Consider the following 25,968-nt stretch of genomic DNA (forward strand, 5'->3'; position numbering starts at 1 on the left):
ACATTAGACAAATATATATCCCTCTTTGTTTTTTTTCAAATAAAATTTTAACCTTTACTTGTATGTTAAGGCCTGTAAAGGAAATAAAAATTTAAGTTTTAATTTCTTTTTTTGTTCTTAAGGGATAAAAAGAATAATTCTAAAGAATAAAACAAAGAGATTGATTTTTCGTATGTCTTGATAATGCTAAAAAATGAACTATAATGACGGCTTATTTTAGCGGAGGTTTTGATGCAAAGGATAAGTATTTTATTAATGTTATTGGCGGTGTTTTCTTGTAAGCAGTTTGGCGATGTTAAATCGCTTACAGAAATTGATTCTGGGAATGGCATCCCTCTTGTTGTTAGCGATGTAGTTAAGGATTTGATTCCCAAAGAGATTTCTTTAACCCCCGAGGAAGCTGAAAAGCTAGAGTCTTTAAAAGTCTTTTTAAAAGATGCAATGGACGTTAATGGTAGAGAAGAAAAATTAAAAGCTGAGTACGAAAAATCTTATAAAGAATTTTTTGATTGGCTTTCTAAGGATGTTAGCAGACAAAAAGAATTTATAAGTTCTTTTGACAATATTTCCAGCATTGTTTCTAAAGCAGTAGATGCAAGCAAAAAGCAAAGCACCGAGCAACAATCTTTAGGCTTTAAAGAATATGTTTGCTACAAAATTAAAAATAGCACTGGGGGGTATTTAAGTTTATTTTTCCAAAAGGTAGTTGATGCATTTGGTGTTGATCCTTACAAAAAAGATAATGACGAGAGTGTTCAAAAACCTGTAAAATGCAATGAAGAGATTTTTAAAGTAATTAAAAAAGTGTTTACTGAAAGCGAGAGTAACAACGAATTGAAAAATTTGAAAAATTGTGTAAATGTTTAAATTTGAGATATGATTTTTTAAAGACAAGTTCTAGTGAGAACTTGTCTTTTTCTTTTTTAAAAGACTTTTAAGTGTCTTTATTATGAGTGATGTCAATAACGTAAAGAGCAATTTACAAGATTTTAAATTTAATAATGTTAAATTTGCCAAGGAATTATCAACTCAAGTGATTAATTCTGCTTTAGAAGTAGAGACCAATTTAAATAAGGTTTTAAATGCAAATAATTTACATGATGCTCATTTAAAGGTCCAAAAATCAAAATCAAAACTTGTTTCTACGATCAATCTAGCCAAAAAGCTAAACAATCATCTACTTTTAGAATTTGATAAAATTTCTGATTTTGACATTCCCATAACATTTAGGATTGTTGACAAGATTTTAAAAGTATTTTATTGGACAATAGTCAATTTTGATTCTCACACAGTAAGTGAAATTGACTCAGTAGGGTTAAAAGAGATTGATTTTTTGCATAAAGATGAAGAAGGAATAAAATCAGCCGAAGAAGAGATTAATAGCATTGAAAATTTAAAGACAAGAGAATTTCTCCTTGGGCTACTTTTGGTTATTAAATCCACATTTCAAGCAAATAGAGCCCTAATAAAAGCAATTAGAGCATCCCTTTCAGCGACATCTTTTATTGCTCAACGGGGAATAGAAGGCAAGAAGACATTATTTTTTTATTTTTAGTTTAATTGGATTTTCTGCATTTCAATATTAAAAGGTAGAGAAACAGCTCTCTACCTTTTTAATATTTATTGGGATTGGATAAAGTATTAATTTAATTTTCTTTTTAATATCATTTTACAATGTCTATTCTTTTACAATGCGAGCAAAAGTAAGTAGAATATTTTGTAAGTTTTACTTATATTCTTTAATTAATATTAGCATAAATACTTTAAAACGTATTAGTTTTTTTATAAAATTTTAAATCAATTTTAAATTTTAATATTTACATTTTGAATATCAATATTATTTAATAATTAATATCAAATAATAATAATTTGCATAAAAAACTGTTTTTGATATAATAATGTATAATGATATTTAAAAAAATGATTAACGAATTTAAAATGGAAATAAAAAACAATAAATCCAAAATCAATCCTATTGATGTTTACAGATATTCAATTTTTTTTAGAAACTACATAGAAAGTACCGCAGAAGATGCACTTAAGAATGGAATTAATTTAAGCCTACTTGAAAAGTCTTGCTTGAAAGAAAGCAGCAAGTCTCTTTTGGGGTTAAAGGTGCAGTTAAAAGAAGCTCTTCTTGAAGCAATGATAAGCTACAGATTTAATGGAGCAGGTTATATTTTGGTAAAACCCAAAAGTGAAGATGAAGATTTAAGTAAAAAGGTTAACAGCGAATTACCCACAGGTTTTAAATATTTGGATTTTCAAAAAATTATTAACAAAAGAGATTCTAGTTACGTGGAGTACCTTTCTAGCTCAAAAGACCCGGATGGTTTTGAGAGAGCAAGGGTTGTAAAAATAGATAAAAGCAGAGTAATAATTTATGAAAATTATGATTATGTTTTAGGCGTGCAAGAACCTGCTTACACGCAAAGTTTGCTGCTTAACATTTGTCTTTTAGAACAAATTTATTTAGAAATAGAAAAAAGAATAAGAAATTATAATTTTTTGTTTTACAAAGACGAACATTTGGTGGGACTTGTTGAATCTTTAGAGATTGCAAAAGAAGAAATTAATGGTTTGGCAAACAGCAAAGGCAAAATATTTTCTACCTTTTTTAAAGCTCAAGAGCCAAACAAAAGTTTTCAAGCATTAAGTAGTGCCTCTGACGAGCTTAGCAGAGAGCTTAGCAAGATTAAAAACACTCTAAACAATGATGGAATTTTTTACACAGCATCAGAGAATGCGTGCCTAGAAGTAATAAAATATGATTTAGAGTTTTTAAAAGACGCATTTGAACTTGTTAAAGCAAAAATTGGCGCTGATACCAAAGAGCCTTTAACTAGAAGCTTCAATGAGCAAGTCAAAGGGCTTGGCAGCAGCGGCAAGGGAGACAAAAGTAATTATTATGATTATTTAAAAGGCGTTCAAGAATCTGTTGCTAATGCGTGCAATCTCAAGCTTAACAAATATTACAGATTAAATATGAAGTTTAATGAGCTTGAAGCTTTAAGCTATGAGCAAAGACTTCAAAAAGACAATTTGCTTCTTGATGTTTATTTTAAATATTTAGAGCTAATTAAAAATGAAAATCTAAGCGACAAGGCAAAAGAAAATTTAAAAGAACAATTAAGTTTGGTTATTTAAAAGGAGTAATTATGGAAAAAATGGCTTCAGGCACAGACGAAACCCAAGAAGATTTAAAAGAGTCTAAAAGTAAAAACAATGAAGTTTTAAGCGACTCTTTGGTTAATGAGTTTTTGGAATATAAAAATCTCAAAAGTGCAAGTAATAACTTAACTGGTAATTTTTCTCACAATGATTTAAGAGAATCTGTTGAGATAAATAAACTTGCAAATGATAATTTAAGTTTTGAGTATAATACAGAAAATCTTTTAGCAAAAGGGTATTCTTTTAAAGAGGTTGTAAAAGGACAAGCTGAAGAGCTTATTAGAAAGTATGTAAAATCATCTCAAATATTTGCGGTAGCTCAAACTTACAACCTTGAAGAGATTGACTCTCGTTTTCGGTCAATACTAATAAGGCTTGCAAAGACTAATATTGATCAGAACAAGAATTCAGAAAATTCATACAAAGTCATAAATTTTCAAAGAATAAAATCAGATCAAAAAAATAATTTAAGAGACAGAAATGTTTTTTTTAACACATATCATGATTTAAGAAAAGCAATGCTTAATCAGTGGGAAGAGATTAAGAATGAATTTTATTGTAATAAATTAGCTTAAATTTGTTTGAATTTTTGTAATTTAAGCTTTTAATGAAAAATTAAACAAAAAATTAATTTAAAAAAGGAGATTATTAATGAGCGATTCAATTGATTTTAAAAAAGAGATAGAAAAACTAAAAGCATCAAAAGTAGAACTTGAGAGCCAGCTTGAAAGTTTAAAGAAAAATCAAGCTCAAAAAATTGTTTTAGACAAACTGCAAAGCGTTAATGCTAGCAGTTACCCGGTATTTGAGAGCCACAAATTTCAAGACGAAGGGCTTTATTTTGCTCAAAAAGGCGGACTTAAAAGCTGTCCTGCTGATAAGTTTGAAAATTACCAGGCTTTAGATTTTTGCTACAAATACGGGGTTAAGCTTGTTGTTAGCGGTTCAAATTTGCAAATAGCAAAAGGCGGTGGTAGTGATCTTTATGGAATTTGTGTGGACTTTGACGATTTTTCAAGAACCGGCACGGTTGTTCCAATCACTTGTAGTTTTGAATGTGTTTTGATTACTAAAGACAAAACCATCAAAGCAGAAGACAAATTAATAATAAACAGCGAAGGGGTTTTAGAAAAATCTAACAAGAATGCATCTGTTATTCACGCTTTAGCATTAGGTCCTGCTTTAGAATTTAAAGACAGAAGAGATGTTTATGGTGTTAGAGTTCTTTTTTTAGTCAAGCAAATAAAAGATTCAATTTAAAATAGGAGAATTTAAAATAGGAGAATTTGAATGGATGAGAGCATATTAAATAACGACGAGTATGTAAACACAGTAAGGGATGTTTTGGTTAAAGAGTGTCCAATCCCAGAATATTATCATTTTCTAGATTCACAGCAAATACAAAGTAGCAATATTTCCCTTGGAAGCGACAGAATTATTAAGTGGTATTCTAATTTAACAGACATTCCCACATTAAAGGTTAATGATTTTAACACAGTCTCAACAATAAAGTTCCAAAGACAAATAGTAAAAATTAACTATTTGCCTTTTCAGTATGCATTTACCTACTATGCACCAGATGGAAAAGTTAGCGTAGAGGCAAACACAAATATTAACATGAGAGAAGGGCTTTTAGGAGCAATAATTGAGATACAAAAGTTAATGAGTGCGCACTATTTAAGAGGTGGACTTACATTCTCAAGAGACAGTAAAAGAACTCTGCTTGTTGATGAGTCTAACAATGAAACTATGTACGGACTTTTGAATCTTCCAAATCAAATAGATAAAACAGTTAAACAGACAAACATATTAGATCAAATAAAATCAATAAATGATGATCTTTCAAAAATTAATTTAGAAGATGAGAGAAAAGTGCCTTTTAAAATACTTACAACCAGTAAAATCAAAGGCCGCCTACTTGAAAGACTTCCAAACAACAATTATTCATACAAAGACATGCTTTTTGATTTTATAAGCGCAATTAATAATGATGCAGATATTGAGCTTGAGACTACAAATTTACTAGATGATGAAATTTTAATATATCCAAGAAGTAGCAAACTACTGCTTTTAAAAGACGGGCATCAGCCGATATTAAATTCATACACAGAAGTTTCAAGTAGTAATTTTAGAACAAGTTTTCTTGACTTTTCTATTGGAACAATTTTGGCAACAAAAAATTCAATCCTTAGAATAAAATTGAGCTAAAAAATGAATGACAGTAAATTAGATACCAATCAGGCCTTAAGTGCAAATTTAAAAACTCTAAAGAGTAATAATTCAGAATCACTGCAAAGAGTGTATGAGCAAATACTTAAGCTTTTAATGCTTGATTTTAAAGATCTAAGTATCAAAGAATTTTTTTTATATTTAAATTTACTTGAAAATATTTTAATTCTCAAGAGAATAAGAATTGAAAGTTTAAATGATTCTACAATGTTTGTTTTAATTTATTATTTTATTGGCTGCGAGCTAAAAAGACGAAACAGATTAAAGGGTTTTAATTTAAATAACATCAAGTCTGAAAAATTTAAAGAGATATCATTGGAATATTTTCCCACAAATCTTGACAGCAGCAGCTGTGGGGGCGATTTTTGCAAATGCTTGGATGATTTAATAAAAGATTTAAGAGCAAAAGGCTCTCTAATAGGAGTAGTTAAATGAAATCTTTAGAGATGATTAATATTGGCTTAAGTAATATTATAAGTATATATTCACAAGAACTTTTTTTCTGTAAATTCAGAGTAATCAAAGATCCAATAAATGCATCTTATGAAACTAGATTTAAAAGTTCTGATACTGTTGTTTTTAAAGGAATGTTTTTGTTAATTAATCCAGAAGAAGTAGTTGAGATTGAAGGTGTAAATATTTTTGATCAAAATAGTTACGCTAAGGTGTATACTCTTGAGAATTTGGAATTTGAGTACGGAGATTTGGTTAAGATTTTTGATGATGTTTATTCGATCTTGGGGGTTCAAAAAAGCTACAAAGAAGGTCTTAGCTATAATACTCTGGTTTTAAGGAGCTCTTGTTGAGTGTAAAGATTAAATTTAAAGACATTTCTTTTAATGCAGAAAATAGCATTAATATCAAATCCGAAGAAATTAAAAAAGAGCTTAATTTCAAACTAGCAAAGGTTGCTTACAAAGAGTTTTGTTCTAATATTTTTTCAAACAAAGAAATAAAAATAGCTTTTAGAAAATCTATTCAAAAAGGACTTATTGAAATAAAAGATCAATTTAGAGTTTTTTGTAAAAATTATTCACTTATCAGGCAAAAAGACCTAAGTCCAAAAAGAGCTTTTAAGGCCAAAGAGGCTAATAAAAGCATTGAAAACCCCAGGATCTTAAAAGCAAAAGAAGGGGACAATCATGATTATAGGACTAAATGAATCTGTACAGTTTTTAATAAAAATACTTACAAATTTTAAAAAATATTTATATCTTAAAGAAATAGAATTAGAAATTTTAAACACTTACAACCACCCATATTTGGAAAAGTTTGCTACAAATACTAGCAATTTGCTTGTATTAAAAAGTGAGTCTTTCGAAGGTCTTACCCCCAGAAATCTAAGGGGTAGTAATTCTTGTAAAGAGTTTAATGAATTTAGATTAAGGTTTTCGCTTTATTTTTTAAGTTTTGTTTTATTTAAAGCTTACAGAGATTCTTATGAGAACATTTGCAAAGTGTATGAACACTTTTTGGAATTTTTGCACGAGCATAGATTTAGGTTTGAGTTTACAAAAGAGCTTGAAGGCGATTCTTATTTGCTTTTAACTTATTATCTTTGCTCGATTAGCAATTTAAATAATGATGGGCTTCTTGGTGTTTCTAATATGCACGCCAATATGTGTTTTAGTTTTAATCAGATTTTTGTTGCAAATATACAGGTTTTAAAACAAGAGAGATAAATTTTTTTGAAAAAATAGAAATAAATAGAAATAAATTAAAAAACAATTAAAAAAAAGAAATTTAAAAAGGAGTATAAATGCCAAAAGATACAATAAGCGTTAGTTTGGTGCAAAACAGACTAGCTTTCAATAATGTTAATTATTACAATCCGCTTTTAATCTACAAAAGCAATGTTTTAGCAAGTAAACACTTAGCATTAAGTGTTACAAATTTACAAGATCTTCTTGAAAAACTTGAGATGCAAAAGGCCCAAGAGTCTGATTCTTCCAAGAAGAAAATAGCAGAAGAGCAGCTGAGCGCTTTAAAAAAATCAATGAGCGATTTTTTTGGGCAAGGCGGGCTTAAGTCTGTTGATTTTTATGTTTACAACCAGATTAAAGAGATTAAAGATTTTTTAAAATCCAATTTACATCCGTTTGTAGTTTTTGTAAATCAATCAGAAGATGTTATTAGTAGTGATTTTGAAGAGATTAGAAAAATTTGCAATTTTATTGTAATTTCTACTAAAGATGCCAATTTGCCTGATTTTTTAAAAGGCAAAGACAAAAGTGAGCTTAAAAATATTATTGCTGTTTACGCCGGCAAGCAAAATTTGCACCTTAAGTTTACAGCAATGTATTTGCATCAAGCAAGTATTTTTCACGCTGTTAATCCTTATGGGATGATTTTAAACGCTGTTCCTGTTTATGATGATTCTCTTATTGATTCTCTTAGAAAGACCAATATTAATTTTTACTCTCTTTTGAATGAAACCGGCAATGACGGCATTTTAGCTTTCAAAGAAGGGGTTAGTCTCTCAGGCGATCCGATTGATGAGACTTTTACGCTTTTTTACATTAAAAATGAAGCAATCAAAGAGCTTATTAGAATTTGGAATAAAAACAATAGAGCTAACAGCAAGCTTGGTTCTTTAAATTTGGACGGCAATTTGCCAAACGAATACACAGCAGGGCTTGAATGTTTTTTCCATGAACTTAAACAAAGGGGTCTTATTGTCTCTTACAAGGAGATTAAACTTAAAATTAATTCTTCTGAGGGCTTAAGCTTAAGCTTAGAGGTTGCGCTTAAGTACAATGACAGCTTTAATGGTGTTAATTTAATAATAACAACACAAGAGATAAACGAATATTTAAGGAGAGCATCATAATGAGAGAATATTATTCACTTGATTTAATATTTTTTAGCTTTAATGACAATTTAATAGACACAGGCACTCTTGAGTACAGCACAGAGCCTAATGTAATGGCTAAAGCAAGCACAGAAGACAGAAATTTTCCAATTCCAAGCTTTAGAGATCCAAGAACCGTTGTTCATATTTTTGATTTAGAAGTAAGCAAAGGGTCTCTTGATTACAAGCTCTTAACAAAGCTAAGCAACGAGCAATTTTACGAGAATGTACCAAAATCTAAAAAGTTAAAAAGATTGGTGTTTAACGATCAAATGGGACTTAAAATTATTTCAAATAGTGCTTTTTTTGCCGAAATTCCAACTAGAAAGTATTCAGCCGATAATGATACTGTTAAGTTTACAATTCATGCAATCAATTGTGATGTTGAGAAAGCAAGTTAAAAGCGTTAAAAGCAAATTTAAAAGGATAAGAATTAAAAATGAGATACAAGTTAAAAATATTAACCAGAGCCAAAACACATACATACGTTTTAAAAGATATTCCCATGTACGATTGGGACAGCGTTTTAGGATTTGACGTTGAAAGAGATGAGCTTATTAGCAAGCTTAATGATCTGCGAACATTAAAAGAAATAACCGAATTAATGATCTCAAGGGGTTTTTTAGATGAATTTTACGAAATTTTAAACAAAGAGAGAAGATATTCTGAGCTTTACAAGTACGCTCTTCCCACAATTCTTTTTTCAGTTCAGTATTCACTTTTTGAAACAATTGAAGGTTTTAAAAAGCCCGGGTTGGTTTACATTGAAAGTTTTCAAGATAAAAACGGCGACTACATTAAGTATGACTACATTAATGAGCGTTGGAGTTATGATTTAATCACAAACAGCAAGCCTTCAGACTTAAACCAAGAAGATTCTTTAGAGTCTGGTTTTGAGTCTTTGTTGCAAGAAGGTAGCAATGAATAAGCAAGAGATTGCGACTAGTTATTTTAAATACATAGACTATTTGACAAGAGAAACTAATAAGTATTATTTTCCTGTTGTAATGGGCATTTGTACATACAAAGATGTTAAAAAAATGGGCTACAAAGAGCTTGTAGAGGTTAACCGAGTAGCCAATTTAAAGCTTAACAAGGAAATATACGAGAGGTTTTTGTCTTTTAGTAGCGTGTTTTAAAGGTTTTTATGTACGAAGAAAACAATAATGAGAATAAATTCACAATTACATTAGAAGGCGTTCTTGACAGAAATGCCACAAAGAGTAATTTAAAAAAAGAGTTTTTAAGTCTAAAAAGGGAAAATTTTTTCAGTCAGGGTTTTGGTGGTTTGGGTGGAAAAGGTGGTAAGGATTTTTTGTCCTTAAGCCTTGAAAAACTTGAAAGTTTGAAAAGACCCAAAAGTGATAATTCTAAAAAATCAGCAAGTTTTAAATCTTTAAATGTTTTAGGCAAAATTGATTCTTTTAAGGATTTTCTAGGTCCTGATTTTCAGAAAAACAATCCAAAAAGCGTTTTAAAAGATTTGGATTTAGACTTAGATTTAAAAGACAAAATCGCTTTGCCTGATGGGCACTTAAATAAGAATAAAAGTAGTCTAAGCTCTTATTTAAAGCCAGAAGTAGATAAATTGGATCTTGGCTCTCCCCAGCATTCATATTTTAAAACTGAAAATATTAAAAACACTTTTAAGCAGAATTTTGTTAATAATTCTGGTGAAGCTCAAACTAATCTACCAAAAGACTTTAGATTAAATTCCAATTTTAACAAGACTTTCCCTTTTGGGGATTTGCAAGAACCATTAGGCATAAAAAATGCAAACAGCCAGATTGTTTGGAAAAATTTAATGTCTTTTAGAGATCTTTTTAAAGACTCAAGCCTTGTAGATTTTTTTAATATAAAAAATGGTTTTAATGATTTAAATTTGCCTTTAGAAGAATTTAAAAATTTAAAAGACAAAAAGACTGCTCTAAGTCTTGAAAATTTGGTTTTCAAAGATGATCAAAAAGAAAGTGCAAATAAAATACTAAAAAGAAAAAGATCTTTTGAAACAGAGCTTGAGAGAAATGATTTTTTAAGAAAACTTTACATTCTTCAAAGTTCACAAAATTCAAATCCAGATTCAAATTTAAATTCAAATTCAAATGATTTCTCTTTTATGGTTGAGCTTGCACAGAAATTAAAAAACGAAGGGCATGCCAAAAATGATTCAAAAGCAATTAGCTTGGTAAGTGATTTTCTAAGGAGTGAGAATAATTTAGAAAAAGTTTTAAGTTTTCAAATGCCAACAATGTCTTTAAAGAGTCCGGGGCAGCCTGAAGTTTTAAATAGCAAGATAATAAGAACTGCCTTTGAGCCTGGATTAGACTCAATTTTGGAAAAAACTTTAGAACTTTTGGAGTGGGCTAAAAATTACGATTTTACAAGCAGTGTGCTGGACCCATTAAGAAATACTTTTTCAAATCTTGGTAGTATTTTGGCGCAAGCTTTTGAAAGTTTGCCTTTGGTTGAGCACATGACAAATTTGCTAAATAATGCTAGTGAATTAAATTCAAGAGGAATTGATGATGATTCTAGAATGCCTTAAGTGCAAAAGAGGTTTTAAGTGATTAAAGAGCAAGCTAGTAAGTTAATAAAAGAGATTGTAAATCAAATCTCAAGTTTAGCAAGCATTTCTAATTTTGTTTTACTTTTTCCAAGGCTTGATTTTAAAGGCCTTGGGTACATTCCCCAACTATTTTTTATTTTTGTAAAGCACGATCTAATAGAAGAAAATCTCTCAAGCGTAAGCTCGGACCGCGCGGTAATTGATTTTACAAATACAAAAAGTGAATATGTAAACTTTAACATTACTCCAAGGCCTGAGATTGTAACAATTAATAAAGGGATTTTGTCATCTATTTATGACCAAACTTTGATAAGAGCTTTAAGAGAAACTCCTTTTATGAATAGTGCTTTGGAATTTAATAGTAATTTTATAAAAATGCAATTCAGACAAAGGTTTAATCTGGGGGTTTATTACAGTATGTACAGCCCTTCGGTGGGGTTTCACGAGGTTGTAAGCATTAGTTCGTTAAAGCTTAAAGACACAGTTTATCTAGAGGAGGTGGAAATTAGTTTGCAAGTAAAAATTTGCAAAACGTTTAATATTTTGACCTATAAAGGTTAAAATATTAATTAAAAACATCTAAATATTAGGAGAATATTAATGATAAAATTTAAACTTATTTTAATATTTTTTTTATTTATTGTTTCAACGACATATGCAAGTGTGGCAAGACCATTTGATTTTAGAAAATGGAATTTCAAAAAAGACATAGATTTGGCATATGTATTAATGCATGACCTTGACAATGGGATTTTAATTAAATCTCAAGATAAAGCTGGCAGCATCAAAAGTCAAGAAGTGCTTACTAAGCTTAATGCACTGAATGCCTATTGTAATAATTTGCAAAGGATAATAAAAGCAAGGCTTGTTAGGGGGAGATTCCAAAAAGAGGTGGAATTACCACTACTTAAGATTATTAGAAAATATAAATATTTAACAAGAAATTATAAAAACAAAAATCTTATTGAAAATCCGGAATATACGAAACTTATTGCAGAGAGAATTATTGAAAAAGCTCTTTTTCTGGAAAACTATTTTCAATCCAATAGGCTTAAGAATGTAAAATCTGGTGAAAATATTAAAAAAAGAATATCTGATAATCAGAGCAAACTGAAGTCTTTAAGGAGCAAGCCTAACAAATCTGTTGGTTCAAAGTTTTCAAAAAACTCAAGACCTTCCAAAAGACCACAAGGTGTAAAAAAATGCAACAAAAGACAAATCTTAGATAAGTATTATCTTAACGGTGCAGAAAGTGAATTTTTAGATGATCCAAGCCAAGAATCAGACGAGCTAGAAAGAGAGTACCAAGATGATGAGCTAGAAAGCGAAGATCCAGATGAGCGGGAAAGAGAGTACCAAGATGATGAGCTAGAAAGCGAAGATCCAGATGAGCGGGAAAGCAGAGACGATGCATTTAATGAAGATCAGAGTGAAGATGAGTTTTTTGATTCTCTTGAAGATCAATTTAGCTAAATTTTTGAATTTGAATATTTTTTTGATTTGCTTTGGAAGTTTTTAATCTTTTAAGATTAATTTTTTAGGCTTTAAAGCCAGAATAATTTTTATTTGGAGAATATTAATGAGACAATTAATTTTAATTTCTTTTTTATTTTTAAGTTTTAATTTATATTCTTATGATCTTCAAGATGACGAAGAGATTGTAGTCAAGTTTTTATACGAAGAAGTAAAAATTAGTGGCAATTTAAACGAAGATCATTCTGTTTCTTCTGTTGAAGGGTTAATACAAAATGCAATCAATAAAATAGGACCTGAGAATATTTTAAACATTGAGCATAGCATAACTTTTAATGGTTTGTCTGTAATGGTGATCTATAAAGCCAAAAAGCAAAGGTAGCAAGGCATTTGCAAGTTTAAGTTAGGTTGGTAGCATTTGTGAGAAAAGTTTGTACAATTTTTATTTTATTTTTTTGTTTGTCTTTCAATTTGCATTCCTATGCTGTTGAGAATGGTGCAGTTATTAAGGTTAAAATTTTCAATTTTAAACTAAATCAGCAGAGATCTTTTGAGGAATTAGAGAGAGATTTAAGACTTTTTATTCAAAAGATAGGCTCAAAAAATGTGTTAGACATTAATCATAAGATTTTGTTCACCGGGGTAGAAGTTGTAGTGATGGTGATTTACAAATCAAATAAGGAGTAAAAAATTAAATTTTGCTTTTAGGCTGATTTGTTAAGAATTTAATCAATAATTTAATATTGATTTAAAAGGAGTTTTATTTAAAAAAGATGTTAATATTTCAGTACGATTTTAAGATTGAATTTTACAATGCAGTTAATTCTAAGAATAGCATTGGCGGCAGGCTTTCAGGCCTTAGGCCCAGAGTTGTTATTACCACTCAAAATGGTGCTCCTGATTTAAATATTTTTATTCAAAATACATATTCTGAGAATAATTTAATAACTAGTAAAAAGGCCAAACTTCAAATTTTTAATGTGCCTTTAGATTTTTCTGATTTTAAAACTGCAGACATTGTAAAAATTTATTATAAAAAGTTTTCAGATCAGCAAGATTACCAATTTATTATGGCTGGGTATTTGGGAGCGCCTGTTGAGAGAATTGGTGGGGCTGAGAATTTTAGTTTTGAGTGTGAATTGTATCTTTTGTCCAGAGCGACCTTTTTAGAGAGAAAATTTGAGTATAAGAATTTCAAAGACAGCACTATTGCTGATGCAATAAATTATGTGTTTAAGGACAAAGCAATTTTTTTTATGAATGAGCTTGAAAAAACAAAAGTGATCAAAGAGAGCTTTGCTTGTAACTCGCCAAAAGGATTAATAGAATACCTAAGGCGGCAAGGATACGTTGACGCTGTAATTGTTGATATTGGAAATCCCGGGCAAGATGTTGATTTAAAATTTATTTTCATGAATTTTGGACAGTTTGGTTCTGCTGAGTGCAAAAGACTTAAAGATTATGGGCTTTTGTTTGTACCTCAAAAGGATGCTTTAGGTTTTAAGTCTGGTTTAAGTTTGTATCAAGCGCAAGTGATGTTTACTCACAACATTAAGATTGCAGATAATCTAAGCTTTAAAGACAGATATGGAAATACTCTCGAATGCAAGGTTAAAAACACCAGTGCCAGATTAAGCAGTACCAGAGAGTGTGTTTTAAACCTAGAGCTTTACTCTGATAAAGGGGGAATGTATTATGCAAAATAATGATTTTCGCGCAGGGTCAGGCAGCCTAAAAGGTTCTTCTACTGGTGTGTTAAAGCAATTTCTTTTTGAAAATGTTTTTATTTGTAGAATAGGTGTTATTAAAAGTTTTGACTTTGAAACTCAAAAGGGCGTTGTTACTATTAAAGAGTACGAAGGGCTAGAGATTAGTACTTGTAGTATATCTAACTTTAATTTTGATTTAGCAGCAGAAGATGAGGTAATTTTACTTCAAAGTAATTTTAATATTTTCCAAGAAAGTGATAATAATCATTTTGATAAAAATTATTTCTACATTTTAAGTGTTCTTAATCCTAAAAAAATTGGCATTAAGCTTGATAAGTTTGAATTGAGCGTGCAAGAGCTTGGTGCGCAAAGTGAGAATATAAAATTTAAAGCAAAAAAATTGATCATTGATGTGGATAATATTGAAATTAAAGGCAATTTAAAGATTAATGGAACTAAGTTTGAAAATCATATGCACAGTTCTGGTACTCTAACTTATGTTAATAGTAGTGGTGCGCCAACAACTACAACCGGAAAAACAGGCCCGATTGCTTAAAATAGTTTTTTCTTTTTTTAGTGTAGCTTTGCCAAAGATTTATTGATAATTTTTTTCTACCAATAAGATTAAGTTTATCACCTGGTTTGCAAATTCTTTTGTTGCGTTAATTATTTTGCTGATGCTGTTGGTTGTTAATTTGGACTCAGCTTTTAGTTGTTCTTTTGTGTTTTTGTATTCATTTTTAACTTTAGTAAATTTTTCAGCCAAAACTTTATATTCTTGAGCTGTCAATTTGTTGTAAAATTTTGGGTTTGGGTGAAACTTAAAGCCCAAGTCCCAGTCTATTTGACTTGAATTTTCTTTTTCCTGCCATTTTTGAGCAGCATCTATGACCTTTTTTATTGTGCTTGTTCCTAGGGGATCTTTAGTCTCTTCAAAAATAAGCTCACTTTTGTTTAGCTCTTCGAGCAATCTGTTTTTTATTATTTCTATGTTCTCGGTATTAATATTATTAATGTTGCTCTCAGTTGAGTCTTTTGTTGCGCTTAGAGAGTTTTCTTGATCCTTTGGTAAATTTTCAAGCTCTCTAAATTCTTTAGATGTTTCTAAATTTTTTATTGCATTTAGCGCTTTATCTAGAGAGTCTCTAACTTGCTTTGAGTATTCTTTTGTTATGAGTTTGTCGTTACTTTTTAAGTGAGTGGTGTATTTTTGGTTTTGTGCTAAGGTTATTGTGTTTTTGTTTAAAGTTGCATTTTCTAAAGAGTTATTTCCTAAAGTGACATTTTCTTCTTTGTGGTCAAAAATTTTGTCTTTGTTGTTATTAATTTCTTCTTCTTCAATTGTGGTAAGTATTGTTTCGTTGGTGGTTGTTGAGATTTTAAATTCTACTGTAGTTGGATTTAAAAATTTTTGCATATTTTCGCCCAATTCTTGATCTGTGATCTCGTCATTAGCTCCGATTAACAATAATTTTTCTTGTATTTTTGCAATTTCTTCTTCTGATTTTGCCATATTTGCTTCTTCCAGTTCTTCTAGTGGTATTAAGCTTTCGCTGCCAAATTCGGATTTTAAGGACATCTCTTGTTTTCCAGGTTCGATTTTTTCAATTTCCAAAATAGGGGGTGTGCTTTGATTTATGTTTGATTCAGGTTCTTTTTTAAATTTAGGGTCTGATTCAAGCTGCAAGCTGTTTTTAATGACTTCTGAAATATTTTTTAATTTATATTCGTTTAAGGCTTTGTTTTTATCGTTTGTATCCATGTTTGCATTACAGCTAATAACTAGCAGCAATGTTGTAAATATTGCAATTTTTAAAGCTTTTCTAAGCTTGCCGTTCAAAGCCTCGCACTCCTTTAAAAAAGAATATTGAGAAACATTATACCACAATTTTTGCATTTTGATTTTATTTTTAAATATAAAAATCCCCTTAAAGGGGATTTAAGGGGGTATCATAGATTTTGTATTATTTTTTTTAAATTTTTATTCTTACTGTTTTTAAAAAATTAAAATTTAACAATTTATAATGCGTTGCCTTTGGCCCATTTGTAATTTGGTGTTGAAGTAGTGGTGCTGGTTTTAAATTTTCTAAATTTTTCTAAAACTCTAAGCACCATTCTTCTTTTTTATATTGATACAAAGGATTTGCTTTGTACTAAGTGTACAGCATACTTAGAATTTTTCAGATTTATCAATAAAGGAGAACATCGGATGAAAATCGATGTTCCTTTGAATATATTAATATATTTAAATGTAGGCTTAAGATTTTAACTATTAGCTAATAAAATGCTTTTAAAATATGAAAATGATTTAATTGCTCTGCTCACTCTCTTCATTTTGATCATCATCATCATCTTCTTCAGGGTTGTTGTCAGCATTTTCTTCTATTGAGGCTTTTGATTGTGAGTTTTTCTTTTTTTCATCTTTTTTTTCTTGTTCTAATTCTTTATGCACATTGTTAAGAATAGAATCTATTAAAATCCCACGACCAATTGCACTGCAAGACACAATAAATACTGAAAATGAAATAAATATTATTTTTTTAACCATTTAATCATTCCTTTAACCTAAGCAATTTAACTGTAATTATATATCATTGGATTTAATTAATCAATTAAATGTATTTTTTTTTTAAAGCCCGATTTAACTTTACACTGATTCTTTTTGAATTACTAATTTTAGATTATTTACGTCTGTTATTGTGTCTAAAATTTGAGTGAAATTTTTATTCATTTGAAAGACTTGTTTGTGAGGCAGTAGGTCCAATTCTATTGTTTTTTCGCTAATAGTCACTTTGTTGTAATCTATTGAATGATAATCTTTTTTGTTTTTTATTTGAAATCTATAGATAGGATTTAAGTATTTCTCACCAGTGCCCTTTTTAATTGTGTCTTTAAGGTCTTTTAAAATATAATCTTTGTGTTTTTGGGTGTCGTTTGGGGGATTGAGCATGATGTTAATAATGTTGTTGTTATTTTTATCTTTAAGGTTTAAGACAAATAATAAGTCTTGACTTTGGAAGAAATTCTCAATATTTTCAATTTCTTTGAAATTTTTTAAAGTTGAGCTTTTTGAATTTTCTGGGGCTTTAAAGTTTAACAATTTTTTATTTATTAATATGCTTAAAGACACCACTTTCCCCTGTGTGGGCAAGATTTTATCTTCTGGTTTTAGAAATTCCTTTTCTCTTGCGATGCTAAAATCAAGAGTGAATGTTTGAATCGGATAAGCTTGTTTGTAGTATTCCTCAATGCTTTTTGGAATTTGATTTGATTCCCTTATTTCTATCGTTTGAATTGATGCCGTAGGGATTATTTTTGCTGCATTTTGTTTCTGTTTTTCAGGCTCTTGTTTTTCAGATTTTTGCTTTTCAGATGTTTTTTCTTTGGTTTTTTGTTCTTTATTGATAGATAAATCACAAGACAAGATCAAAATTTCTAGTAATATTAAAATTACTTTTTTGCTCATTTATTTCTCCTTATCTTTTGGTTTTTTCATTATATAATTAATATTAATTATTAATAAGTTGTTTTAAAGCTAATTTGATTAAATTTTTTAAAAATAATAGAGAACTTAATTTTTGAAAAAAGAAGTTCTCTAATGCAAAAGAACTTCTTTGGAGGTAGTTAAAAAGTAGTGTTATTTTATATTGATTTAAATAGTCTACTGGCTTTGATGAAGTATGTAGCTATTCTTAAAGTATAGCTCACATTTTAAAATATGAATTTTACTTATTTTTGAAATTTATACAAAGAAGGCTCGCATTGAGAGCCTCTTTGAAACGTGTGTGGGAAGTGTTTAAGTTAATTTTAATAAATAAAATTATTTGATAAATTCTTTTAGTCTTGAAACATTGGTTAATATTTTTAGTGCATCGTAAATGCTTTGACTTACTTTAATGTAATATTTTTTATTAGAATAATTAGAGTAGATAAGTTTAATTTTATTTAGGCTTTTTTGAAATTTGGCAAAGTTTAAATATTTCCAGCTGTGATTGGTTGATACGTAAAATGAGCTTCCAAATTGCAAATTGCCGTCTTTGTCTTTGCTTAGAATTGCCTTGTTGATGCTTAACAAGCTGTGATAATGAAACAAGGGCATTAAATTCAGTTCTTTTTTTTGTCTATCTTCAAAATTTAAACAACATCTTATGTAATTATTTTCATAAAAATGATTAAAATCTTTGTGATTTTTTAATTGAAGTAGGTTTTTTAAACCTTTTTTATCCATACTGGTTTTGTGAGCCAGTATGCTAATTGATTTTAGCTTGCCTTTTGTTAGTGTGATTTTATCGTATTGGTCTAAATATTTTGCTTCTGATTTTATTTCGATTGCTGCTTTTGAATCTATGCTGTAAGTTCTAATGTAAAACTGTGCACAAAGAATAGGATTTAAAGGCTTTGCATGTTCATTTTTGTAAATTAGGTTGTTTTTAATTGCACTCATATTTATCTCTTGTAATATTAAATTTATTTAAATTATTTTTTAAAATATTAAAATTTATGTACATACAAATATTTAATTATTCCTCAGTCCAAATTTATTTATATAAGATATCATTTTATACGAATTTTATCAATAGTTTGTAAATTATTTAATACTTTTTTTATTTAGAATAAAAAACCAATTGATATTGATTATTTTAAAATTATATTTTAATATAATATCAATTCTAAAGAAGGAGAATAAACAATGACAAAATTAATGTACGCTATATTTTTGAGTGCAATATTATTTGTTGCTTGCGAAACTACAAGAATTTCAGATGAGATGAAAAATACTAGCGATGAAGATTCAAAAGTTACAGCTCCAATGCCAGATAAAGATATGATGAAGTCAATGCCAGACAAAAATACCAAATCAATGAAGCAACCTATGACAAAGTCAATGAAAAAGTAATAATACTTGCTTATAAATTAATTTAAATACAGTACTAATAACTATTTTAAAAAACTTTTTTGATAAATTTTATTAAAAAAGTTTTTAGTTTTCAGTTTCAATAATATCAAACATTTCTATTTATTATTTTGATTTAGAAAAATTAAATTAATATTAAAATTAAATATAAAAAAAGGGGAAAGAGGTTTTAAACCTCTCTCCCCCCTTTTGAATGCAAAACCAATATTACTGAATTGGAGCAAGAATATTGGTAGTCGTGTTTACTAAGTCCAAAATTATATCGTGAATGTCTGCAAATTGAGCTCTTGAATTTTTTGATCTTAAGGTGTCATTTAATTTTGAAATGTCAGTTTGTAAGTCAGGGTTAGTATTGTACTCATCAATAAGGTCATCTGTGTCTTTTAGCCATTTTTCTTTAAGTGGTGTAAGTTTTTCAAAATCATTGTAGAGTGTTTCCAAATTAGGTTTGTTTAGCTGTTGTAGTTTATCTTTTACATTTAGTATTTTTGCGCTGATTTCTTCCATTGCTAATTGAATGCTAAATCCTCTGTTTATAAGAGTTTCTTTAACCAAACCTCTGTAGTTTGAGTCTTGGCTGAGTTTTGATAAAATTTGCCCAAGATCAAAAATTTTTCCTTCGTTGAAATTTAAAGATGTGTAAAGCATTCTTCTCTCTTCTGTATATTCGTGGTCGTCAAAATGCACTGTTGAGCTTGCATTGAAAAATATTTTACTAAATATTTCTGCTCTCATTCCAAATTGGTCATTAGGTTCACCCCTGGAAGAATCCATTTTGCTTATTTGAATAATATTCTCAGATCTGTCCAGTATTTTTTGTATTAGCTCTGCAGCTTCAGGATCTAATATTTTTTTTGGAGCATTGTTGGCATTAGCGTTGGGATTATTTTTTTGTTTCAAAGCCTTTGAATTTGCTTTATTTTTTCCAGCTGCGGGTTTTGTTGGATTTTTTAAATTATTAATAGCAACAAGCAGATTTTCTATTTTTCCTTTCCCTTTCCCTTTTTTATGCTTTTTGCTTTCATTGCTGTCTTTTACTTCCAGAGAGCAAGAAAGCAAAATTAGCACAGTTAATACATGCAATAAAAATATTGCAATTAATTTATTATTTTTCAAAATGTTATCCTTCAATAAAAATTTTAAGTAATTTATATTAATTAATAATTTTAATTACCCCATTAATAACTTTAATTCAAAATTGTTATTGTACAAGAAGAATTCAAAAAAAAGAGAGCATGTGCTTTCTTTGGGTAAAAGGTCTTATTTTTTAATTATTATTAAATTTAAATAATGTGTCTAAGTGAAGTAATGTTTGCTCGGATTTCAAGCAAAGAGAAATCATAGTATCTTTATATGTTTGCTCAATGTGGTCGTTTAGCTTTTCTGTATTGTATTGTAGCTCCAAGGTAGCATTTGAGCTTTTAATTAGTGTTTCTATTGTGCTAAGCCATTCTTTTTTTATTAAGGTTAAATCAACAATTAAATTATAAATTTCTTCCAAAGTATTTTTGTTAAAATCATTTGCTTTTAGCTTGTCCATGTTGATTGCTAAATCTTCAAGTGCAACTTCAAATCCTTGTTAGATTCGTATACCACCTGATATTTTTTTTATTGTATCGTGGGCTTTTGGGTCTTGGTAAAGCTTGTTTACAATCTCTGCTAAATTGAAAATATCAGTGGTGTTGTAGCTTAGTGATGAATAAAATTGTCTTCTCATTTTTTGAGATTCTGCGAGGCTTGAGTTCATTTTTTCTTGAAGCCTTGTGCCATTTGTGGAGTCAATTTTGTAAACATTAAGCAGTTCAAACATGCTATTTTTTAGTCCAAATTGGCTAGATATTTCTGTTTGAAGTTTTTCTTTTTTTATTATTGTCATTTCTCTTACTAAAATTTCAAAAAGCTTGTCAATTAGATCCGCTTCGCCTTTGTTTGAAACTTTTAAGTTTTTTGTTGATCTTTGTTCTTGTGTTTTTGTGCCTTTTTGAGGATTTAATTCATTGTATTTTGTTTCCGTAAAACTTGCTACTTTGTCTTTGTTGTCTTTGTTGTTTAGATCGCAAGAGAAAAATGTCGTTATCCCCAATGTTATTAATATTGATAATTTTATTTTATTCAAAATTTGGTCCTTTAATAAAAATTTTAAGTAATTTTAATTATTTAAAATTAATACTTAATGATTTAAATTTAGTTCAAATTTGAAATAGAACAATAAAAAAAGAAGAGATCTAGTCCCTTCTTTTGATTAAATATTTGTAAAATAGTTTATTTTGGTTTTTTAAATAAACTATTTGAGCTCTGTGATACTAATGTATGTTTCAAGAATAGACTGGCGAGCATTTTGCATTTTGTCTAGATAGTTGTTTTGAATGTACTCTGCTAAAGATTTAGAGTCGCCTGAGTAATAATTAGGATCTGCATAATTAATAAGCTCAAAAGCGTGTCTTGCCCATTCGTCTTTTTCATCTACTATTTGATCTAGTTTTGATTGAAGCTCTTTTAGCTTCATGGTGAAATCAAAACTGTTAATTTTAGTGTTTAAGTAATCCTGGTTAAAGATTTCAATTTTTTTATTTATTTCGTCTAGTGCAAGTTCAAAAGAAATTTGTGTTCCAAGCCCTGATATCATTAATTCTCTTATTAAGCTGTGATTTTGCTCCTCATCGTAAAGAAGGTCCATTATTGATCCAAATCGTGCGATTTTGCTTGGATCAAAATCCATAAGTGCATAGAATCTCTTTCTTTCATTTTCTGCTTCTGGTGTGTCGGAGCTAAGCTTTGGCGCGTAACTTCTGTCATAAACTTTACCACTTGAAATAACATCTATTAGATCAAATACATAATCTTTCATTTTGAATTGATCGTGAGTTTCTCTAAATCCAAAGTTGTTTTGTGTAGTATTTTTTTCTTCAGCAATTGTTCTAATAAGTTCGTTTTTTAATGTTTGTAATTTACTGCCAGAAGATGTTGTTGTTTGCACAGCAAAGCTTGAATTTGTTTGCTGTCTTGTTGGTTGACTAAAGCTGGAACTTAGGGCAAATGTTGGCAGCCCGCTATTTCTGCTGTTAAAAGTTCTTGTATTTCCGGGTACGGTTGTAACGGCTTGAATAGGTGTTTTTTGTTTTGTCAGTGTTGCAGCTCTTGCTGCTGTTGTTTTTGGCAGATTTGACAGATCTGCGCTAAAATTTAAGTTTTGCAATTGTGGGCTTGGTGCTGCTTGTTGATTTTGCGATCCTTTATTTGGTGCTGCTGCTACTGTTTTTGCCGCTTGCGATTGTTTTTTTAGCTCTGCTGCTACTTTGTCAGCAATTGGTATATTTTTTGCAGCATTTGAGTTTGTATCAGCACTTGTTGTTTCTTGATCATCTGCTGTCTTATTAAGCATTCCTTTTACTTTGTTTTTATAATCTTCATTTAGATTGGCATCAATCGTGCAAGAAAATAAAAACAATCCCAGGAGCTTTAATTGTATTAATGGTTTAATTTTCAAAATACTATTCCTCGATTTCTTTTTAATGAATTTTAATAATCAAAATTAATTAAAATTTAAAATTAATTATTAATTATTAAAAACTTAGTTCAAATTAAGGAATAATCAATAAATATAAATAAAAAAGAGCAAAGTCTTTGCTCTTTTTTATTTATTCTACTACTGGCCCTATTATTTCTCTATTTTTGCGACAAGTTCTTGTTTTGAGCCAATCAAAGCACGAACACACAAATGAACACAAAAGTAACGTTTTTCCCAGTTTAGTAAACGCCAATTTGTATTTTTTCAAAATATATTCTCCTTTTGTAAAAATGTAGTTCTGGGTACAAAATAATTTTTATTACATATTATAAATGTATATCAAATTATTTAAAGTTTAAATTTAAACTATTATAAAAATTGAAAGACATTGGTGTGTTTTAGTTTGGATTTATTTGGATTTAGATTATGAGTCTAAAAAAAAAAGAGAAGAATTAACTTCTCTTTTTAAAATATCAAGTGCAACATATTATTTTTCTTTTTATTAGTAAAAGGCAGGTTTTAAAGTATCAAAATCTTTGTAATATTGATTAAAGTGTTCTGCCAGTATTTTCTCATTGTCTTGAGTATTTTGATTATAAACTTTAAGAGTTTCGTTTAAGGTTTTTTTAAGTCTTTGTTTTATCTCTAAGTTGGATTTTATTCGCATTAGTAATGATTTAGATTCTTCTTGACTTAGATTTTCTACTCCATTTTGTATTAATTTTAAATCTTGCTCTATTTGGAATTGAATGCCCCATGATATGTGATAAATCAATCTTCCAATTATATTGTGATGTTCGGAATTTTTTTTAAGTATTTCAAGAATTTCTTTTAATTTTTCTATATTTTCTTTTTTATAATCCAAAGATGAGTAAAGCGTTCTTTTTATTTTCATTTGGATATCTTCATCAATAAGATCATAAGGACCAACTTTAAAAGTGCTTAGGAAATCAAATTTTTCCTTAGCAATTTTAGCTATTTGTATATTTTCTTCTTTTTTTTGATCTTCCAGTTCCTTACCAATTGTTTTTAACTCTGAAGCGGTAGTTTCCATAATTTTTTCATCAGAAGCGCTAAGGTCTCCAGATTTATCTTCAAAATTTTGGGTGTTTTCCCCCGGATTGGTGATTTTTTTTGGTTTAGTGTTTGCATTTGCTTTAGGAGCGATTTTGCTAAAAGGTGCACATGAGATACAAATTAAAGTTAATATCATTGCAATAGTATTAAGCTTGATTATATTTAGTTTAGCTTTTGTCAAAATACTCTCCTTATAAATTAAAACTAATATTAATTAATTCTAATATAAAATAATAATATAACTATATTACAATAATTGTCAAATAACAATATTATTATTTAATATTTAAAGATTAAATTTTATTGTTATTTTTAGATTGGATTTATTTGGATTTGGGTTGTGAGCCTAAAAAAAAGAGAAGTTAAAACTTCTCTTTTTTAAAATATAAAGTTCAATATATTAATTTTTTTATTAAAATTAATAAAAGGCAGATTGTAAAGAATCAGAGTCTTTGTAATATTTATTAAAGTGTTCTACTAGTACTTTATTTTCTTGAATGTTGTTAGTATTTTTACGGTAATCTTCAAGAGTTTTGTTTAGGGTTTTTTTAAACTTTTCTTGTAGCTGTAAGTCAGATTTTACTTGTTCTAGCAATGTCTCTAAATCTTCTTTTGAATTTTCTTTGCTTAGAGTGTCCAGTTTTTCATTTATTGATTTTAAGTGCTTTTCCAGTTTTAATTGAATATCTAGTGCTATGCGATAAAGGAAATTTGCAGCAATTTTGGGGTCGTTTTCGTGATTATTTATGAGTTTTTCAAGAATTTCTTTTAATGTCTCTATGTTTTCTTTTTTATAATCTAAAGATGAAAGAAGCAATCTTTTTAAAAGCATTTTTTCATTTTCGTTAGCTAGTTCATAAGCCCGAATATAAGTATCTAATAGGCTAGATTCTTCATTAGTAATTTTGGCTATTTGTATATCGTATTGATTTTTTCGATCTTCCAGCTCCTTGCCAATTGCTTTTAGCTCTGAAGCGGTAGTTCCCATAAATTTTTTATCAGAAGCGCCAAGGTCTCCAGATTTATCTTCAAAATTTTGGGTGTTTTCCCCCGGATTGGCGGGTTTTTTCAGCCTGGTGTTTTTTTTAAGCTTGGTGTTTCCATTTGCCTTGGGATTGATTTTGTTAAAAGGTGCACATGAGATGCAAATTAAAGTTAATATCATTGTAATAATATTAATCTTGATTATATTTAGTTTGGCTTTTTTCAAAATACTCTCCTTATAAATTAAAACCAGTATTAATTAATTTTTAATATAAAATAATATTATAATTATATTAATAATATTGTCAAATAATAATATTAATATAATTGGATTGAACTTATTTAGATTTATTTGGTTCTGGGCTGTAAGCCCAAAAAAAGAGAAGTTAAAGCTTCTCTTTTTTAAAATATAAAGTTTAATATATTATTTTTTATTTAGATTATTTTTTTTAATTCATTTAATTTTTCTTGTTTAGATTTAGCATTGTAAGTAGAATAATCAAATATTGTTGGGTAATTTTCAGCTATGTAGCTTATTATGCTCTCTTCTTCAATTTCTTGAATTTCTTGGGGAACTTCTTCAACCGTTTTTTTCAAAGTTTTTTTAAACTTTTCTTTTAGCATTAAGTCAAATTCTACGTGTATTAGTAGTTCTTTTAAATTTTCTTCGCTTAGAGTTTTTAAATTATCTTCTTTTATTGATTCTAAATGTTTGTCTATTTGTGTTTGAATATCTAGAGCTTTGCCATAGAGTAGATCTATAATCATGTATTCGCCCTCATCTTTTCCCTTAACTTTTTCAAGAATTTCTTTTAATTTCTTTATTTTTCCCTCTTCGTAATTTAAAGAAGCTTGAATTATTCTTTCTATTTTCAGTTTTTCAGTTTTTTGAGTTTGTTCACCTACTACGGTAAATTTAGTTTTTTCATCTTTTTCAAGTTTTTCTTTAGCTTCTTGATCTTTTCCATAATACATAGGGTATATTCCAAGTTCATCTGCTAAATTCTTAGTATCTTTAGGCATGTTAGCATCTTCTTCTTTTTTTTGAGCTGTTAGTTTATTGCCAAGTTCTTTTAATTTTGCGATTGTAACTTCTTTTAGAGATTTTTGACTTAAAGAATTAATGTCCCCAGATGCATTTTTTAAATTTTCGGTGTCTTCTTTTGCATTGGTGTAGCTGTTTACTTCTGGAGCCATTGGACTAACGGCACATGAGACGCAAATTAAGGTCAGTGTTGCTACGATGATGCTAAGCTTGGTTGTGTTTAGGTTAGTTGTTATCAAAATACTCTCCTTATAAATTAAAACTAATATTTATTAATTTTAATGCAAAAAAATAGCATAACTATATTTCAATATATTGAAATATCAATTTTATTATTTCTTAATTAAAGATTAAATTTATTATTGTGTTTTAGTTTGGATTTATTTGGATTTAGGTTGTAAGCAAAAAAAAAGAGAAGAATTAACTTCTCTTTTTTAAAA

The 25,968-nt window shown here is 28.7% G+C and carries 31 protein-coding genes and 1 pseudogene; 22 read left to right on the forward strand and 10 right to left on the reverse strand.

What is annotated here, in order from left to right:
• The first annotated feature begins 231 nt into the window (after positions 1-231).
• The 21 genes from QIA19_RS00365 (at position 232) to QIA19_RS00465 (ending at position 14,555) form a co-directional block, all read left to right on the forward strand.
• Complete coding sequence (locus QIA19_RS00365; RefSeq protein WP_039949793.1) at positions 232-867, forward strand: hypothetical protein; 636 nt, start codon at positions 232-234, stop codon at positions 865-867.
• An 82-nt stretch (positions 868-949) separates the two neighbouring features.
• Complete coding sequence (locus QIA19_RS00370; protein ID WP_012672338.1) at positions 950-1,555, forward strand: hypothetical protein; 606 nt, start codon at positions 950-952, stop codon at positions 1,553-1,555.
• Between the two features lie 350 nt (positions 1,556-1,905).
• Entirely contained in the window at positions 1,906-3,147 is a 1,242-nt protein-coding gene (locus QIA19_RS00375) for a phage portal protein (protein WP_301364992.1), read from the forward strand.
• 11 nt (positions 3,148-3,158) lie between these two features.
• Entirely contained in the window at positions 3,159-3,746 is a 588-nt protein-coding gene (locus tag QIA19_RS00380; RefSeq protein ID WP_301364993.1) for a DUF1357 family protein, read from the forward strand.
• Positions 3,747-3,822: 76 nt separating this feature from the next.
• Entirely contained in the window at positions 3,823-4,431 is a 609-nt protein-coding gene (locus tag QIA19_RS00385; protein ID WP_012672291.1) for a DUF228 domain-containing protein, read from the forward strand.
• A 30-nt stretch (positions 4,432-4,461) separates the two neighbouring features.
• Positions 4,462-5,379 carry a hypothetical protein gene (locus QIA19_RS00390; protein WP_012672393.1) on the forward strand — a complete coding sequence of 306 codons (918 nt, stop codon included), beginning with the start codon at positions 4,462-4,464 and terminating at the stop codon, positions 5,377-5,379.
• A gap of 3 nt (positions 5,380-5,382) precedes the next feature.
• Positions 5,383-5,835, forward strand: coding sequence for a DUF3890 domain-containing protein (locus QIA19_RS00395; protein WP_012672368.1), 453 nt, complete (start codon positions 5,383-5,385; stop codon positions 5,833-5,835).
• Positions 5,832-6,206 carry a DUF1506 family protein gene (locus tag QIA19_RS00400; protein WP_012672348.1) on the forward strand — a complete coding sequence of 125 codons (375 nt, stop codon included), beginning with the start codon at positions 5,832-5,834 and terminating at the stop codon, positions 6,204-6,206. Before QIA19_RS00395 ends, QIA19_RS00400 begins: the two co-directional genes overlap by 4 nt.
• Positions 6,203-6,562, forward strand: a complete 360-nt coding sequence (locus tag QIA19_RS00405; RefSeq protein WP_012672314.1) for a hypothetical protein — start codon at positions 6,203-6,205, stop codon at positions 6,560-6,562. The genes QIA19_RS00400 and QIA19_RS00405 overlap by 4 nt, the downstream gene beginning before the upstream one ends.
• On the forward strand, positions 6,543-7,082 hold the full coding sequence (locus tag QIA19_RS00410; RefSeq protein ID WP_012672369.1) for a DUF764 family protein: 540 nt from the start codon (positions 6,543-6,545) through the stop codon (positions 7,080-7,082). The genes QIA19_RS00405 and QIA19_RS00410 overlap by 20 nt, the downstream gene beginning before the upstream one ends.
• Before the next feature lie 77 nt (positions 7,083-7,159).
• Positions 7,160-8,230 carry a DUF787 family protein gene (locus QIA19_RS00415; RefSeq protein ID WP_301364995.1) on the forward strand — a complete coding sequence of 357 codons (1,071 nt, stop codon included), beginning with the start codon at positions 7,160-7,162 and terminating at the stop codon, positions 8,228-8,230.
• Positions 8,230-8,652: a DUF1463 domain-containing protein gene (locus tag QIA19_RS00420; protein WP_010257097.1), complete on the forward strand. Its 423-nt coding sequence runs from the start codon at positions 8,230-8,232 to the stop codon at positions 8,650-8,652. Before QIA19_RS00415 ends, QIA19_RS00420 begins: the two co-directional genes overlap by 1 nt.
• A gap of 38 nt (positions 8,653-8,690) precedes the next feature.
• The gene (locus QIA19_RS00425) at positions 8,691-9,179 is read left to right on the forward strand and encodes a DUF1473 family protein (protein WP_301364998.1); all 489 of its coding nucleotides are present in this window, start codon (positions 8,691-8,693) and stop codon (positions 9,177-9,179) included.
• Positions 9,172-9,390, forward strand: a complete 219-nt coding sequence (locus QIA19_RS00430; protein WP_010257105.1) for a DUF1322 family protein — start codon at positions 9,172-9,174, stop codon at positions 9,388-9,390. The genes QIA19_RS00425 and QIA19_RS00430 overlap by 8 nt, the downstream gene beginning before the upstream one ends.
• Positions 9,391-9,398: 8 nt before the next feature.
• On the forward strand, positions 9,399-10,796 hold the full coding sequence (locus QIA19_RS00435) for a hypothetical protein (protein WP_301365000.1): 1,398 nt from the start codon (positions 9,399-9,401) through the stop codon (positions 10,794-10,796).
• A gap of 18 nt (positions 10,797-10,814) precedes the next feature.
• A complete protein-coding gene (locus QIA19_RS00440; protein ID WP_010257109.1) occupies positions 10,815-11,378 on the forward strand; it encodes a DUF792 family protein in 564 nt (187 codons plus the stop codon).
• A gap of 39 nt (positions 11,379-11,417) precedes the next feature.
• Positions 11,418-12,290: a hypothetical protein gene (locus QIA19_RS00445; RefSeq protein ID WP_301365003.1), complete on the forward strand. Its 873-nt coding sequence runs from the start codon at positions 11,418-11,420 to the stop codon at positions 12,288-12,290.
• Between the two features lie 106 nt (positions 12,291-12,396).
• A complete protein-coding gene (locus QIA19_RS00450; protein ID WP_012672391.1) occupies positions 12,397-12,672 on the forward strand; it encodes a hypothetical protein in 276 nt (91 codons plus the stop codon).
• A 38-nt stretch (positions 12,673-12,710) separates the two neighbouring features.
• Positions 12,711-12,977: a hypothetical protein gene (locus QIA19_RS00455; RefSeq protein ID WP_039949799.1), complete on the forward strand. Its 267-nt coding sequence runs from the start codon at positions 12,711-12,713 to the stop codon at positions 12,975-12,977.
• 86 nt (positions 12,978-13,063) lie between these two features.
• Positions 13,064-13,996 carry a DUF693 family protein gene (locus tag QIA19_RS00460; protein ID WP_012672295.1) on the forward strand — a complete coding sequence of 311 codons (933 nt, stop codon included), beginning with the start codon at positions 13,064-13,066 and terminating at the stop codon, positions 13,994-13,996.
• The gene (locus tag QIA19_RS00465; protein WP_012672285.1) at positions 13,986-14,555 is read left to right on the forward strand and encodes a DUF777 family protein; all 570 of its coding nucleotides are present in this window, start codon (positions 13,986-13,988) and stop codon (positions 14,553-14,555) included. Before QIA19_RS00460 ends, QIA19_RS00465 begins: the two co-directional genes overlap by 11 nt.
• 39 nt (positions 14,556-14,594) lie before the next feature.
• Here QIA19_RS00465 and QIA19_RS00470 read toward each other — a convergent pair whose 3' ends face one another.
• The 4 genes from QIA19_RS00470 to QIA19_RS00485 form a co-directional block, all read right to left on the reverse strand.
• Entirely contained in the window at positions 14,595-15,839 is a 1,245-nt protein-coding gene (locus tag QIA19_RS00470) for a hypothetical protein (RefSeq protein WP_012672339.1), read from the reverse strand.
• A gap of 468 nt (positions 15,840-16,307) precedes the next feature.
• Positions 16,308-16,547 carry a hypothetical protein gene (locus tag QIA19_RS00475; protein WP_301365008.1) on the reverse strand — a complete coding sequence of 80 codons (240 nt, stop codon included), beginning with the start codon at positions 16,545-16,547 and terminating at the stop codon, positions 16,308-16,310.
• A 99-nt stretch (positions 16,548-16,646) separates the two neighbouring features.
• The gene (locus QIA19_RS00480) at positions 16,647-17,465 is read right to left on the reverse strand and encodes a hypothetical protein (protein WP_301365010.1); all 819 of its coding nucleotides are present in this window, start codon (positions 17,463-17,465) and stop codon (positions 16,647-16,649) included.
• Between the two features lie 354 nt (positions 17,466-17,819).
• A complete protein-coding gene (locus QIA19_RS00485) occupies positions 17,820-18,443 on the reverse strand; it encodes a hypothetical protein (protein ID WP_012672344.1) in 624 nt (207 codons plus the stop codon).
• Positions 18,444-18,689: 246 nt separating this feature from the next.
• On the opposite strand from QIA19_RS00485, the gene QIA19_RS00490 reads away from it, so the two are divergent.
• Positions 18,690-18,896, forward strand: coding sequence for an Lp6.6 family lipoprotein (locus QIA19_RS00490; RefSeq protein WP_012672288.1), 207 nt, complete (start codon positions 18,690-18,692; stop codon positions 18,894-18,896).
• A gap of 225 nt (positions 18,897-19,121) precedes the next feature.
• Here QIA19_RS00490 and QIA19_RS00495 read toward each other — a convergent pair whose 3' ends face one another.
• The 6 genes and pseudogenes from QIA19_RS00495 to QIA19_RS00520 form a co-directional block, all read right to left on the reverse strand.
• Entirely contained in the window at positions 19,122-20,030 is a 909-nt protein-coding gene (locus QIA19_RS00495; RefSeq protein WP_301365013.1) for a complement regulator-acquiring protein, read from the reverse strand.
• 151 nt (positions 20,031-20,181) lie between these two features.
• Positions 20,182-21,030, reverse strand: a pseudogene (locus QIA19_RS00500) (complement regulator-acquiring protein).
• A 168-nt stretch (positions 21,031-21,198) separates the two neighbouring features.
• Positions 21,199-22,401, reverse strand: coding sequence for a complement regulator-acquiring protein (locus tag QIA19_RS00505; RefSeq protein WP_301365015.1), 1,203 nt, complete (start codon positions 22,399-22,401; stop codon positions 21,199-21,201).
• A gap of 523 nt (positions 22,402-22,924) precedes the next feature.
• On the reverse strand, positions 22,925-23,680 hold the full coding sequence (locus QIA19_RS00510; RefSeq protein WP_301365017.1) for a complement regulator-acquiring protein: 756 nt from the start codon (positions 23,678-23,680) through the stop codon (positions 22,925-22,927).
• A 237-nt stretch (positions 23,681-23,917) separates the two neighbouring features.
• Positions 23,918-24,709: a complement regulator-acquiring protein gene (locus QIA19_RS00515; protein ID WP_301365019.1), complete on the reverse strand. Its 792-nt coding sequence runs from the start codon at positions 24,707-24,709 to the stop codon at positions 23,918-23,920.
• A gap of 209 nt (positions 24,710-24,918) precedes the next feature.
• Positions 24,919-25,767, reverse strand: a complete 849-nt coding sequence (locus tag QIA19_RS00520) for a complement regulator-acquiring protein (protein WP_301365021.1) — start codon at positions 25,765-25,767, stop codon at positions 24,919-24,921.
• Between the last annotated feature and the right edge of the window lie 201 nt (positions 25,768-25,968).

The organism is [Borrelia] finlandensis (assembly GCF_030438365.2).
In the GTDB taxonomy this organism is placed as follows: domain Bacteria; phylum Spirochaetota; class Spirochaetia; order Borreliales; family Borreliaceae; genus Borreliella; species Borreliella finlandensis.